This window comes from Deltaproteobacteria bacterium (genome assembly GCA_016210045.1).
Taxonomy (GTDB): Bacteria; UBA10199; UBA10199.
The window spans coordinates 133,183-145,922 of sequence record JACQUX010000038.1; the positions used below are offsets into that span (position 1 = coordinate 133,183).

Consider the following 12,740-nt stretch of genomic DNA (forward strand, 5'->3'; position numbering starts at 1 on the left):
TCACCGTGCGGTATATTGGCCCAATGTGGCGAGCACGCGCTCGCGGAGCGCGTTCGGCAGCGGCGCGTAGTGGAGCGCTGGCGCCAACTCTTGACCCGGCCCCAGCGCCCAGCGAATAAATCCTTCCAGCGCCTTGGCCTTCGCGGCATCGGCCGGTGTCGGATCGATCAGCAGATACGTGAATGCGCTGATCGGATACGCCGTCGTGCCGTCTGCGTCGGTGATCGAGCAGCGAAAATCCGCCGGAATAGCACCGAGCGACGCTGCGGCCGCTGCGGTGACGCTGTCTGTCGTCGGCTCCACGAATTGGCCCAGGCGATTTTGCACCGCGGCGTAGGCCAATTGATTCTCCTTCGCGTATGTGAGTTCGACGTAGCCCAGCGCGCCCGGCGTTTGTTTGACGAGCCCGGTCACTCCTTCATTCCCTTTGCCGCCGATTCCGACCGGCCACTGCACCGCTTTACCGGCGCCGACGTTCGTCTGCCACGCGGGACTGACCTTCGCGAGATATTCGGTGAAGATATGCGTCGTGCCGCTGCCGTCGGAGCGATAGACCGGCATGATGGCAGCTGTAACGCCCGCCAATTGCGGATTTAACGCCGTCAACGCCGGATCGTTCCATTGCGTGATGTGGCCGAGATAAATTTCGCTCAGCAGCGCGCCGGTCAGCTGCAGCCGGCCGGGCGTATTGGGAACGTGATAGACCGCAACCACGGCACCTAACACGGTTGGGATATGCAGAATAGTGCGGCCGGATTTCGCGAGTTGTTCGTCGCTCATCGGCGCGTCGCTGGCCCCGAAGTCAACGGTCTTCGCGGTCATTTGTTGAATGCCGCCGCCGCTGCCGATCGATTGATAGTTGAACTGCGCGCCGGCGTGCGTGCGCTGATATTCGTAGAACCACTTCGCATAGAGCGGATACGGAAACGTCGCGCCGGCCCCGGTCAGTCGCAGCGTGCCGGTTGGCGTCGTGGTCGATGGCGTGGAGGCCGTTGTTGGTGATGCGGTCGGCGCCGGACCGCTCCGTTGGCATGCGAGTAGCGGCCAGAGACCGCAGAGCAGCAATGCGGCAGCGCGGACGCGGCGGATATGAGCGTGCATCATATGAGGCCCCCTGGGTACGTGATGAAAATTATTACGCGTTCCTCTCTATCGGGACACGGTGCCGGGATGATGAAGCGGGTGTGACAATTCGGTGACGATTAGTGCGCTGCGCTAATACCCTGTCTTCGGAAGCTGCACCGTAAAGCAGCTCCCCTGACGCGGTGTGCTCTGTACCGTGATCGTGCCGTCGTGGAGTTGGACCAAATGTTTGACGATCGCGAGGCCGAGGCCCCCGCCGGAGGCGGACCCGCCTCCGGCGGAAAGTGGAATGGATGCTTGCGGCACACGGAAAAAGCGCTCGAAGATTCGTTCCAATGCGGTGGCTGGAATGCCGACGCCGGTGTCGCGCACGGCGATGCGGCATTGATCGGCGTTTTCGGTCGCAGTCACGTCGATCCGGCCGCCGTCCGGAGTCCATTGGATCGCGTTCTCCACGAGATTGCGTATGATTTGGGTGAGCAGCGTGGGATCGGCAGCGACCATCAAGTCGCGCGGTTCGGTCGTGACGTGGAGCGTGAGGCGGCGCCGATCGGTGAGCGGCGCGAGGTCCGCAATCACGCGCTCGCAGAGCGGGCCGACCGCGATTGATTGTCGATCGACCGCAATGTGTCCCGCCTCGATCGCGGCGAGCCGGAGCATCTGTTCCACTAAACGTTGCAGATGGATGGCGCTGCGTTCGATTTTTTCCAAAAATGGGAGTGCGGTGGCGGCGTCGCGCCACGCGCCGTCGCGCAGCGTCTCTGCATAGCCGCGGATGCTGGTGAGCGGCGTGCGGAGTTCATGCGCCACGTTGGCGACGAAGTCGCGCCGCATGGTTTCCAAGGCCCGAAATGCGGTGACGTCGTGCAACACGGAGACGCACTCGAGCCCTGCTGTGTGCAGGAGCGCGATCGGGACGCTCTGCACGTGGATGCTTCGCGGTTCGGACCCATGCGACACCGCGAGTTCGCACGCGGTCGGCTGCCGGTCGCGATGGGCGGCGCCAATGGTGTCGTGGAGCAGCGGATCGCGAATGGTTGCGCGGAGCGATTGCCCGACGGCCTCGTGGGGAAGTTGGAGCAACGTGTGGGCCTGTGGATTCGCGAGCGTGAGTTCGTGCCGCGCGTTCGTGACCAAGACGCCGTCCGATAATCCTTGTAAGATGGCCTGCAGACGTTCGTGCGCCGCCGTGTGCTCCGCCAGTCGCTGTTCTAATTGCGTCGCTAACGTGTTGACGTCGTCGGCTAAGCCGCCCAGTTCATCATAGCGGCGGATCACGATGCGGTGCGTGAAGACGCCGTTGCCGAATTGGGTCACGGCGTCACGCAACGCGCGTGCGCTGCGGCTGAAGCGGCGTGCGACGACGACGCTGACGCCGAGCGCGAAGCAGCCACCCATCGCGAGCGCCGCGATCAGTGCGGCGCGGAGTTCCGGTTCGAGGACGATCCTCACCGTACGTGGAAGGGCGGTAGTTAAGACGAACGAGGCCGCGCAAAGACTCAGGCCCATCCCCGCTGCCAGAGTTGCAAAGAGCCGCCAACCGATCCGTGCGCCTGTCATGAACCTTCCTTCCATAATCTCCCTCTCCCCGTTGGGGAGAGGGCAGCCCGCGCCGCGCGGGCGGGGTGAGGGGGAGGCCGTTCTGTTTCACTCACTCCCCGCCCACGAAGCGGTAGCCGACGCCGCGGACCGTTTCGATCGCGTCGCCGGCAGGCCCAAGTTTTTCGCGCAGCCGCTTCATATGCGTATCGACGGTGCGCGTGGTCAGTGCGGCTTCGTACCCCCACACGCGGTCGAGCAACGTGTCGCGCGTCGCGACGCGGCCGCGGTTGCTCAAGAAGTAGTGCAACAGTTTGAATTCGATCGCCGTCACATGCACGAGCCGATCGTCGACGAAGACTTGATGCGCGTTCGTGTCCACGCGGAGGCGCCCTGCGCTGAGTGTCGGCGCCGCCGCGTCGCGGTCGTCGCCGTGGCGCCGTAAGATCGCGCGGACGCGCAACGTCAGTTCCCGCGGACTGAACGGTTTCGTCAGATAGTCGTCCGCGCCGACTTCGAAACCGACCACGCGATCGATCTCTTCGCCGCGCGCCGTGAGAATCACGATCGGCACGTGCCGCGTCTGCGGATTATTCTTCAACGTGCGACAGCCGTCGAGACCGGAACCGTCCGGGAGCATCAGGTCGAGGATGATCAACTCCGGCGGAGTGGCGAGTGCCTGCGCGATCCCGTCGCGCAACCGCGCGGCGCAGGCCACGGTATAGCCGGCCTGGCGGAGGTGATAGCTTACCAAGTCGGCGATGTCGCGTTCGTCTTCGATCAGGAGGATCATCGGTGGCGACTCCGTGCCGTGTTACAAATTGCCGCGCGCGGCTTGATCGCGTTCGATCGCTTCGAACAACGCCTTGAAGTTGCCGACGCCGAAACTTTGGCCGCCTTTGCGTTGGATCACTTCCAAGAACAGCGTTGGCCGATCTTCGACCGGTTTCGTGAACAGCTGCAGCAAGTAGCCGTGTTCGTCGCGATCGACCAAGATGCCGAGATTGGCGAGCGTCTTTACGTCTTCATCGATCTTGCCGACCCGCGCTTCGAGCGATTCATAGTAACTGCCCGGGATTTTCAAGAACTCGACGCCGTTTTCGCGCAGCTTCGTGACTGCCTCGATGATGTTTTCGGTGTGCATCGCGATATGCTGCACGCCGGCGGAGCGATAATATTCCACGTATTCCTCGATCTGCGACTTGCGCGCGGCGGGCGCGGGTTCGTTGAGCGGGAATTTAATCCGCTCATTCGCGCTGGCGACGACTGTGGAGCGGAGCGCCGAATAGTCGGTGTGCAATTGCTTGTCGTCCACGCTCCAGAAACGATGAAAACCGAACACGCGCTCGTAATATTCGACCCACGTGTTCATCCGATTCCATTCCATATTGCCGACCACGTGGTCGATCAGTTGCAACGCTGCAGGGCGATGGATCGGATCGCGTTCGACCGGCTCATAGCCGGGCAGAAAGACGCCTTGGTATTTGGTGCGATCGATGAACGTATGAATAGTGTCGCCGAACGTCGCGATCGACGCGGTCTGGACCGTGCCATTGCGGTCCTCGGCCACATGCGGTTCGGCCACGGAATGTGCGCCTTTCGCGATCGTGTCGCGATACACGGCGGCGACGTCGTCGACGACTAACGTAATGGCGCGGACGCCGTCGCCGTGCAGCTTGTGATGCTCGGCGAACGGATGTTCCGGCGTGAGCGGCGTTGTGAGCACGAAACGGATGTCGCCCTGCTCCAACACATACGACGCACGATCCCGCACCCCGGTTTCCAGCCCGGCGTACGCGACGAGGCGAAAGCCGAACGCGCTGCGATAATAAAACGCCGCTTGTTTCGCGTTGCCGACAATAAATTCCAGATGGTCGTAGTTCTTAATGGTCCACGCCATAGTCGACCTCCGTTGGTGGTGGTAGGCTCCTCCCGCGCCGCATAGATCATATAACGGGAAGCAGGCAACGGAATATTTCACGGCAAGGGCCCTATGTTGCTTCAGCGCTCCATTGCCATGAGAAAAGTGGCCGGCGATAGGATCGGGATGCCGGAGTACCGCCGCAGGGTCAGCAGGTGATGATCGCCGGAGACGATGTACTGCGCTCCAGCCGCGTGCGCGCATTCTAACACTCGATTGTCATCGGGATCGGCGCGGATGACCCGCACACGCCGTTGTGGCACGACAATCAACGAGTATGCCACTAGCGTATCGGCAAGGAGCAGCAACAGTGCATCATCGAGGCGAAATTTGGGACGCGCCAACACGTCGGTAAATTCATCCAGGAGGGGACGGGACAGGCAGAGCTGAATGACGCCTTGCTGGGATAATTCGAGGACCCTCCGTGGCGGACCTCCGAAGAGGACTCCGGAGATCAAAACATTCGTATCAGCCACGATTCGAGTTCGCATGGAAGCGCCGGGTGTGCCGCTGTGCGCGATGGGCGGCGATTTCGGTGGCGACATCGCTCGCCCGTATGCCGTGCTGTGTCGCTGTCTGTGCGGCCAAGCGGCAAACGGCCTCCCACCGCCGATAGCGCTCAATGTATTGCCGCGCCGCCTCTCGTAAGAGTTCCGACCGCGTTCGTGATTCGGCCATGGCGACGGCATCGAGGGCCGCCATCAGATCTTTTTGGAGTGAGATGTTGACCATCGTCGTTTTCATCAACACTATCGTATATATAAACCTTGTATATTGTCAATCAGGGGCGCGCGTACTCTCCGCCTCTGTGGCGGTAGCGGTAACGCTGGCAACGGAATATTTTGACAGCAGCGGCGTCTTTCATTAGTCCGACGGGGCGATTCGATGATGACGCCTGGGGGCAACCGCAGAGGTGCAGGGTGGATCGACGTATTGGTGTCCCTTCATACTATTACCGTCAACAAGTGGCGCAGCGTGCAACGGCCCGAGGTCGTGATGCCGCCGTGACGCCGATGCCGCGCGGGGGCGGGCGCTCCGGGCGCCTGCAGCGAGCGTCGCGCCTTTCTGGGCACCCGGCGTTGGCTTCGACCACCGGCGTGGCCATCACGACGAGTACATTGATCGCCGCGCGCGATGCGTATGCCGGCGTCGCGTCGCCTGCCACGCCGCCGGCTGCAGATGGGTTGTCGCCGCAGTGGGTTGCCGGCGCGATGGCGGTGGGCACGCTCGCATTCGTCGCGACTCGCGCCGTGATGCGGCATCGCGCTGACCGCAAACGCGAACGGCCGCTGGTGGCAGAAGAGGTCCGATTGGGTTGGCGGAGCCATCCGACACTGACCCCGGCCGCGTTTGTGGACTGTAGCGGCAGAGTAGCGCCGCCGCGCACCGTTGAAGAACTGCGTGCCGAGGCGTTGCGGCTGATCCCCGGATGCACGGCCGAGCTCGTATCCGAAGAACGGACCGCAGATGGCGTGGCGGCCGTTGCACAGTACTTCGCGCTGACGGTGCCGACCGGATTCGAGCCCACGCGCCTTCCGGGATTGGTGGCGCAGCTCTTCCAATTCGGATATGCCGACGGTCGTGGCACATTGCCGGTGTCGGAATTTCGTCTGCTCGTGTCCGATTCGCTCCCCAGTGTCGACGCCTGGACTGCGCTGACGCAGGCACTGCAAAAGACGCTGAAATTTTCCGGATTGCCGGGAGTCGACAGCGCCGTGCATGGATTTGCTCGTTTCGGCGGAACAGTCCACGCCGTGGAATCCTTGTTGATCTCTTCACTGACGTGTTTTGCGGTCCGCTTACGACCACGCATGCCGCTCGGCACACCGGAAGCCCATCTGCAGACCATTCTGGCCGGTGTGCGCCAAGCGTCGGACTACCCATGGGGGTTCTTGCAGGATCTCGAGCTGCGCTACGACTTGCCGTCCGGCATGTCTCGGGCCGAGGTGTTGGCGTTCGTGCGCATGCTGTGCCGGACGGAGGAATTTGCGGATGTCTCTTCTTACGCGGTCTTCTGTGACGAGGCGTTCTTCCTTGCGCTGTGGACAGTGGGAATGGTGACTGTTGGAACGGAAGTTGATATCTTGCGGGCTGCGCTCACGGCCGAGCACTTCTCGTGGAATGGGTCCGTCGGCTGGGGGGCTGGTTTAGGAAGTGTGTTAGGACTTGCGGCCGGTTGGGCGCACGGCCGCGTGATCGAGCGGCGCGCTGCGGTCCGCGAACGCACGGCATCGGAGTTCAGCGGCCGCTTGCATCTCTTTGTCGACGGGGCGCCGGTCGTGTCGCTGCATCGCCAAGTCTACGCACGGGGGTGGGCAGCCACGACCGTGGAATGGGCGACGCCGGAGTCTGAAGCCGCGCGTCCCATGCCGCCGCCCGTGACGGCCGCGGCGTGATGGCAGTCTATAACCAGGAAAGGAAAATGCTTATGACATCCATACGCTCTCTCATACTGGCGCTTGTTGCTGCACTCACGGCCGCCGGCTGTGGCAGCACCGCAACGACCGATGCGTCGTCTTCATCGTCGTCATCCTCATCGTCGTCCTCGTCCTCGAGTAGCAGCTCCAGCAGTTCGAGCGGCGGCAGCACGAGTTGCGCGTCGGACGGCAGCGCAAGTCTCGTCGTCGGGAGTTACACGCGCGAACTGACGAATATCGACCGCTTCCAGTTCAAGATCTTCCGCTCCGACTGCAATTATTGTTCAGGGAGTGTCGACCTCGACGACGCCGACGAAGATCAGTCCGTCGACGGCACCTGGTCGTCGGAGCTGGCGGATGACACCAGCGCATCCGGTCAGGAAATCAGCATCTCCGCCGGTGGCATCACGTATGTCCTCTCCGGCGATGGGCAGACATTGTACGAAGGCTCGCTCGGCTCGGACACGTTTTGGACCAAAGACTCGTCGCCAAGCGCCACCTGCGACGGCGAGACGGTGCAGTAAGCGGATGGCCTATGCCGTGGCCGTGCGCCGTAACCGATGCATCAGCCACATCTTAATCAGGGATTGATAAGGAACATCTTGTTCATCCGCGATCATCCGGATGCGGTTGAGCATGGCTCGTGGCAAACGGATGCTGATGGATTCCGTCGGTGAGGGGAATTTGAGGTCCAACGTCAGTGGAGTGGCGCTCGCGAGCAGATCTCCATAGTCCGTTGTCAAGTGGCGCGCTCGTTCACGCAGTTCTTTGGTGATTCTTTTCTTCATAGAGGTGTCGCTCCTTTCGACTGGCCGGGCGGACTGAAATGATCCTTACGTGTGTTCCGCGTAAGGTCCAGGCAACGCAGAGCAGTCGTGGGCGGGAACTTTGCCCAAGCGTAATATACCGTCGCTCGGCGCGAGAATGGAATGGGTCGTCAAAGTCGAGTCGACGACGATCTTGAAACGCCGACTCCGCTTCCTGGCACGAGACGCCATGTTTGGAATAGTTCTTCGTGTCATTGCCGTGGTCCCATTCGAAGGCGATTTTCACTGTATATGCCCCTCTCTACACATCGTACTGGAGGTCGAGGGGGGCGGTCAAGGGGTGCGATGCGTTCCGTGTTTTTTGACTGGTATGGGGTGTCTGGTCGAGACTAGGGTGGGCGCAGCGATGCCGAACCCTCTCCTAATCCGTGCCGATGCCGGGCCGCAGCGCGGGCTGGGGCACATCATGCGCACGTTGGCATTGGCGCAGGCCTGGCGCGCGACTGGCGGCGCCGTGTACTTTGCGGTCGCGGAAGGGGCGGCGATAATCGAGGCGCCATTAGTGGCTGCGGGCTGCGTCGTTGAACCGCTGGCCGTAGCGCCCGGCAGTGCCGCCGATGCTGCGGCCACGCGGGCCATGGCCGCGCAGTGTGGCGCGGAATGGCTCGTGCTCGACGGCTATCACTTCAATCCCGATTACCAACGCGTCGTGCGCGCGGATGGCCCGCCACTGCTCTTGCTCGACGACTACGCCCACTGGCCGCAATATCACGCCGATCTGTTGTGGAACGCCGTGGCGGGATCGGGGAGTGCGGGCGCGGCGCTGCTGACCGCGTATGCGGTGCAGGCCCCAGGCGTCGCGTTGTTGGCCGGGCCGCAATATGCGTTGCTGCGGCGCGAATTCGAGCCATGGATCTGCCGCGAGCGCACATGGGCGCCGCACGTGGCGCGCGTGGTCGTCAGTTGCGGCGGCAGCGACGCGACGGGTTTGGTGGCCGCGTGGTTGCGCGCGTTCGAGTCCATCGACGATGCATCACTCGATATCACCGTTGTGCTCGGTGCAGCGCGCGCCCCGGACGCCGCGTTGCAGTCGCTGGCCGCGAACTCGCCACACCGCGTGCAGTGGCTCGTGAATCCCATCAATCTTCCCGAACTCTTCGCCAATGCGGATCTCGCGTGTGCGACTGCGAGTCAGACCGCGTGGGAATTGGCTGCGTTAGGCACGCCGAGCCTGGTCGGCACAACGGCCGCAAATCAGCGCTGCCTCGCAGCCGCGCTGGCGGAAGCCAGTGTCGTGCGCCACGTAGGCGAATGGCCGAGCGACGCCACGGCGGCAGCCATGTCCACGGCGCTGCGCGCGTTGCTGGCCGATGCCGCAGCACGTGTCCGCATCGGCCAAGCCGGTCGCGCGTTGGTCGACGGCGACGGCGCCGTGCGCGTCGTGCAACGATTGCAGCGCGCGCCACTGCGGTTGCGTCGCGTGCGCCATGGGGACGATCGCCGCTTATGGGAATGGGTGAATGAGCCGACCACGCGCGCGATGTCGTTCAGTGCGGAACCGATTCCGTGGGCCACGCACGTCGCATGGTTGGCCGCGCGCCTGCACGATCCCGATTGTGCGTTTTATCTCGGCGTCGATACCGATGACCAACCGATCGGACAATGGCGCGTCGATCGCATCCACGACGAAGGCGTGGTCTCGGTCGGTCTCGCGCCGCAAGCCCGCGGCTGTGGCATGGGCAGTGCGCTGATCGCGGCCGGCACGCGGCACGTGGCGTATGTCATGGGTCTGCGTCGCTTTCACGCGTATATCCGTCCCGACAACGCGGCCTCGGTGGCCGCCTTCACGAAGGCCGGTTACGTTGAAATCGAGCCGACGCAATTAAAGGATCAACCGGCGCGCCATTTTGTTTGCGATGCAGTGTCGTAAATCTTGCGTGAGGTCCGTACATTTTCCCCTTCCCTTCATTCCGACGATCGGGCGATAAGCGTCCCCGCGCGCTGTCTGGAAAGGGGTGGGGGATGCACAACATTCAACAGTGCTGCCGTGCGTTGCGGATGCGGCAGTGGGCCAAGAATCTGTTGGTGGCGGTGCCGCTGTTGTTGGCGCATCGGTTTACCGAAGGACCGCGACTCTGGTCCATGGGGTGCGTGTTTCTGAGTTTGAGCCTCTGTGCCTCCGCCGTCTACGTGATCAATGACCTGCGGGATCTCGCCGCCGATCGGATCCATCCGCGTAAGTGTCGGCGTCCCTTTGCCTCCGGCGCGTTGCCGCGCTGGAGCGGCGTGGTGGCCGCGCCGCTGCTGCTCGCAATGGGGTTCGCGCTCGCAGCGTGGACGCTTTCGTGGGTCGCCGCCCAGGCCCTTTGCCTCTATATCGGACTGGCGTTCGGCTACGCGGTCTATCTGAAGCGTTTCCCCATCCTCGATGTCTTTCTGTTGGCGGGCCTCTATACGCTGCGGGTGATGCTCGGCGCGATAGCCACGAATGTTCCGGTTTCTCCGTGGCTGTTGGCCTTTTCGATGTTTTTTTTCACGCATCTCGCGTTCGTGAAGCGCTTTACCGAAGTACAGCTGTTGACGCGCCAGGGGCAGCGCGAGGCTCCCGGGCGGGATTATGGCGCCCAAGACCTCGCGCTGTTGCGCGTGATTGGTCCGTGTTGCGGGCTGTTGTCGGGACTGGTCTTTGTCCTCTATTTGCAAAGCCACGAAGTGGCAGCCCAGTATCGGGCGCCGATGACGCTCTGGCTGATTGCCCCGTTCCTCCTGTATTGGATCATTCGGATGTGGTGGCTCGCCAATCGTGGCGAGATCGACGACGATCCCGTGGCCTTTTGTCTGCGCGACCCGATCAGTTACGCAATCGGGAGTGTGATGCTGCTGATCATGCAGTCGGCCGCGTAGCGGCGGGTCGTGAGAATAGGACAGCATGACGCGCGATCAATCGTGGGGCCATTATCCGCAGGTGCAGCATCGCGACATCGTGCCGTTGTATTGGCGGGATGCGTTGCCGCGCCTCGAGAGTTTTTCTCACTCCGTACTCCCGCGCGCGATGGGGCGGAGTTACGGGGACTGCTGTCTGAATGCCGATGCGATCCTGCTCGATGTCACGCCGCTCGACCGATGGATCGACTTCGATACAGAACGCGGCTTGGTGCGGTGCGAGGCCGGTGTAAGCCTGGCGGAACTGTTGCGTGTGTTGGTGCCGCGTGGCTGGTTTCTGCCGGTCGTGCCCGGGACCAAGTTCGTCTCCGTCGGCGGCGCGATCGCGAACGATGTCCACGGCAAGAATCATCATCGTGCCGGGAGCTTTGGGGCCTACGTCCGCCGCTTCGCATTGCTCCGCTCCGACGGCCGTTGCCTCGAGTGTTCGCCGACGGAGGAGTCGGAGCTGTTTCAGGCTACGATTGGCGGACTCGGATTGACCGGCGTGATCCTCTGGGCGGAGTTAGCATTGCGGCCGGTTGCCGGTCCGTGGATTTTGGAAGAACGTCGGCCGCTGCGCGATCTGGACGAATTTTTTGCCTATGCCCCGGAGGCGGATCGGGCCCACGAATATACCGTGGCGTGGATCGATGCGCTGGCGGGAACCGCTGCTCGGGGGCGTGGCGTCTTGATCACCGGCGATCATGCGGAGGCGCCTGTCATGCAGTCTCCGCCGCGCCGCCGCACTTGGCATGTGCCGTGCGCGCTTCCCGGCGGCGGTCTGCCGCGTCCCGCCGTGCGCGCGTTCAATGCGGGACTCGCGTGGTGGGCGGCGCGGCGCGGCGTCGTGCGGCGCGTGGTCGATTGTGATCGCTTCTTCTTTCCGCTCGATGCGTTCGGCGACTGGAATCGACTCTACGGCCGGCGCGGTTTTCTCCAATATCAGTGCGTTGTCCCATTGCCCGTCGCCCCCGCAGTATTGCGCGAGATCCTCACGCTGCTGGCGCAGGCGCGCGCGAGCGCTTACTTGAGTGTGCTCAAGCTGTTTGGGGAACGTCCCAGCGTTGGCCTGCTTTCGTTTCCGCGCGCCGGCGCGACGCTGGCCCTTGATCTGCCGTTTCGCGGCACCCCGACGCTCCAAGTTTTGGATGTGTGCGATCAGTTGGTCTTGAGTGCCGGCGGGGCGGTTTATCCGGCTAAAGATGCGCGAATGTCGGCGGCGGCCTTTCGCGGATTTTTCCCCAATGCGGAGCGTTTTTGCCGACTCATCGATCCGAAATTTTCCTCGAGTTTTTGGCGACGCGTATGGGAAGAGAGGGGAGTATGAACGCTCCAACGCAACGACCGCATCTTTGCATCATCGGGGCAACGTCCGCGATCGCCCAAGCGACGGCGCGACTCTATGCCGCCGACGGCGCGACGTTCTTTCTGGTGGGCCGACAGCAATCGCGCTTGGAGGCGGTCGCGGCCGACTTGACGGCGCGCGGTGCGGGATCCGTCACTGCGTATGTCTGCGACGTGAATCGGGTGGACGACCACGAGGCGTTGCTGGACGCAGCGTGGCGCAGCCTCGGCCCAGTCGACGTGGTGTGTATCGCCCACGGGCTGATGGCGCCGCAACCGGCCTGCGATCAGGATGTCGCATGCACGTTGGAAACCTTACAGGCCAACGCGATCAGCACCATCGCGTTGTTGGTCCGACTGGCCAATCGCATGATCGCCCAACGGCACGGCACGCTCGCCGTGATCACTTCGGTGGCGGGCGAGCGCGGCCGTCGTGCCAATTACACGTACGGGGCGTCCAAGGGAGCGGTCACCCTCTTTCTGCAGGGATTGCGCAGCCGACTCTATCGGCACGGCGTGCACGTTTGCACCATTAAACCGGGACCGGTCCGGACGCCGCTGACGGACGCGTTGCGGAAAAATTTCCTCTTTGTGGAGCCGGCGGCGATCGGAGCGGGGATCTATCGCGCCATTCGGAATCGTCGCGATGTGGTCTATCTCCCGTGGTATTGGCGCGGCATCATGGCCGTCGTGCGATCGTTGCCGGAGGCGGTGACCAAGCGGATCGGGTTATGAGGAGATGAC

At 63.0% G+C, this 12,740-nt stretch carries 14 protein-coding genes; 6 read left to right on the plus strand and 8 right to left on the minus strand.

Annotation, left to right across the window (positions count from 1 at the left end; all coding sequences use genetic code 11):
- From pstS to HY696_11130, 6 genes are all read right to left on the minus strand, one after another.
- Positions 1-1,101: a phosphate ABC transporter substrate-binding protein PstS gene (gene pstS / locus HY696_11105; GenBank protein ID MBI4238943.1), complete on the minus strand. Its 1,101-nt coding sequence runs from the start codon at positions 1,099-1,101 to the stop codon at positions 1-3.
- Between the two features lie 114 nt (positions 1,102-1,215).
- A complete protein-coding gene (locus tag HY696_11110) occupies positions 1,216-2,643 on the minus strand; it encodes a HAMP domain-containing protein (protein ID MBI4238944.1) in 1,428 nt (475 codons plus the stop codon).
- Positions 2,644-2,734: 91 nt separating this feature from the next.
- The gene (locus HY696_11115; GenBank protein ID MBI4238945.1) at positions 2,735-3,415 is read right to left on the minus strand and encodes a response regulator transcription factor; all 681 of its coding nucleotides are present in this window, start codon (positions 3,413-3,415) and stop codon (positions 2,735-2,737) included.
- A 21-nt stretch (positions 3,416-3,436) separates the two neighbouring features.
- Positions 3,437-4,522 (minus strand): 4-hydroxyphenylpyruvate dioxygenase, encoded by a 1,086-nt coding sequence (hppD, locus tag HY696_11120; protein MBI4238946.1) that lies wholly within the window; start codon positions 4,520-4,522, stop codon positions 3,437-3,439.
- 101 nt (positions 4,523-4,623) lie between these two features.
- Positions 4,624-5,034, minus strand: coding sequence for a putative toxin-antitoxin system toxin component, PIN family (locus HY696_11125; protein MBI4238947.1), 411 nt, complete (start codon positions 5,032-5,034; stop codon positions 4,624-4,626).
- The gene (locus tag HY696_11130; GenBank protein ID MBI4238948.1) at positions 5,012-5,287 is read right to left on the minus strand and encodes a ribbon-helix-helix protein, CopG family; all 276 of its coding nucleotides are present in this window, start codon (positions 5,285-5,287) and stop codon (positions 5,012-5,014) included. Before HY696_11130 ends, HY696_11125 begins: the two co-directional genes overlap by 23 nt.
- A gap of 176 nt (positions 5,288-5,463) precedes the next feature.
- Here HY696_11130 and HY696_11135 point away from each other — a divergent pair, with 176 nt between their 5' ends.
- Together HY696_11135 and HY696_11140 are read left to right on the plus strand one after the other, a co-directional pair.
- Positions 5,464-6,939, plus strand: coding sequence for a hypothetical protein (locus HY696_11135; GenBank protein ID MBI4238949.1), 1,476 nt, complete (start codon positions 5,464-5,466; stop codon positions 6,937-6,939).
- Between the two features lie 32 nt (positions 6,940-6,971).
- Positions 6,972-7,484 (plus strand): hypothetical protein, encoded by a 513-nt coding sequence (locus tag HY696_11140; protein ID MBI4238950.1) that lies wholly within the window; start codon positions 6,972-6,974, stop codon positions 7,482-7,484.
- A 9-nt stretch (positions 7,485-7,493) separates the two neighbouring features.
- On the opposite strand, the gene HY696_11145 is transcribed toward HY696_11140, so the two are convergent.
- Together HY696_11145 and HY696_11150 are read right to left on the minus strand one after the other, a co-directional pair.
- Positions 7,494-7,748 (minus strand): hypothetical protein, encoded by a 255-nt coding sequence (locus HY696_11145; GenBank protein ID MBI4238951.1) that lies wholly within the window; start codon positions 7,746-7,748, stop codon positions 7,494-7,496.
- The gene (locus HY696_11150; GenBank protein MBI4238952.1) at positions 7,717-8,007 is read right to left on the minus strand and encodes a BrnT family toxin; all 291 of its coding nucleotides are present in this window, start codon (positions 8,005-8,007) and stop codon (positions 7,717-7,719) included. The genes HY696_11145 and HY696_11150 overlap by 32 nt, the downstream gene beginning before the upstream one ends.
- Positions 8,008-8,133: 126 nt before the next feature.
- On the opposite strand from HY696_11150, the gene pseG reads away from it, so the two are divergent.
- The 4 genes from pseG (at position 8,134) to HY696_11170 (ending at position 12,731) form a co-directional block, all read left to right on the plus strand.
- Positions 8,134-9,657: a UDP-2,4-diacetamido-2,4,6-trideoxy-beta-L-altropyranose hydrolase gene (gene pseG, locus HY696_11155; GenBank protein MBI4238953.1), complete on the plus strand. Its 1,524-nt coding sequence runs from the start codon at positions 8,134-8,136 to the stop codon at positions 9,655-9,657.
- A 92-nt stretch (positions 9,658-9,749) separates the two neighbouring features.
- Complete coding sequence (locus HY696_11160; GenBank protein ID MBI4238954.1) at positions 9,750-10,631, plus strand: UbiA family prenyltransferase; 882 nt, start codon at positions 9,750-9,752, stop codon at positions 10,629-10,631.
- A gap of 25 nt (positions 10,632-10,656) precedes the next feature.
- Positions 10,657-11,979: an FAD-binding oxidoreductase gene (locus HY696_11165; GenBank protein ID MBI4238955.1), complete on the plus strand. Its 1,323-nt coding sequence runs from the start codon at positions 10,657-10,659 to the stop codon at positions 11,977-11,979.
- Complete coding sequence (locus tag HY696_11170; GenBank protein ID MBI4238956.1) at positions 11,976-12,731, plus strand: SDR family oxidoreductase; 756 nt, start codon at positions 11,976-11,978, stop codon at positions 12,729-12,731. Before HY696_11165 ends, HY696_11170 begins: the two co-directional genes overlap by 4 nt.
- Positions 12,732-12,740: the final 9 nt, after the last annotated feature.

Bases quoted from the DNA above. Each gene is read 5' to 3' on its own strand.
- HY696_11165 (MBI4238955.1), top strand. From the start codon at position 10,657: ATGACGCGCGATCAATCGTGGGGCCATTATCCGCAGGTGCAGCATCGC.
- HY696_11125 (MBI4238947.1), bottom strand. From the start codon at position 5,034: ATGCGAACTCGAATCGTGGCTGATACGAATGTTTTGATCTCCGGAGTC.
- HY696_11130 (MBI4238948.1), bottom strand. From the start codon at position 5,287: ATGAAAACGACGATGGTCAACATCTCACTCCAAAAAGATCTGATGGCG.
- pseG (MBI4238953.1), top strand. From the start codon at position 8,134: ATGCCGAACCCTCTCCTAATCCGTGCCGATGCCGGGCCGCAGCGCGGG.
- HY696_11110 (MBI4238944.1), bottom strand. From the start codon at position 2,643: ATGACAGGCGCACGGATCGGTTGGCGGCTCTTTGCAACTCTGGCAGCG.
- pstS (MBI4238943.1), bottom strand. From the start codon at position 1,101: ATGCACGCTCATATCCGCCGCGTCCGCGCTGCCGCATTGCTGCTCTGC.
- HY696_11170 (MBI4238956.1), top strand. From the start codon at position 11,976: ATGAACGCTCCAACGCAACGACCGCATCTTTGCATCATCGGGGCAACG.
- HY696_11140 (MBI4238950.1), top strand. From the start codon at position 6,972: ATGACATCCATACGCTCTCTCATACTGGCGCTTGTTGCTGCACTCACG.
- hppD (MBI4238946.1), bottom strand. From the start codon at position 4,522: ATGGCGTGGACCATTAAGAACTACGACCATCTGGAATTTATTGTCGGC.
- HY696_11145 (MBI4238951.1), bottom strand. From the start codon at position 7,748: ATGAAGAAAAGAATCACCAAAGAACTGCGTGAACGAGCGCGCCACTTG.
- HY696_11160 (MBI4238954.1), top strand. From the start codon at position 9,750: ATGCACAACATTCAACAGTGCTGCCGTGCGTTGCGGATGCGGCAGTGG.
- HY696_11115 (MBI4238945.1), bottom strand. From the start codon at position 3,415: ATGATCCTCCTGATCGAAGACGAACGCGACATCGCCGACTTGGTAAGC.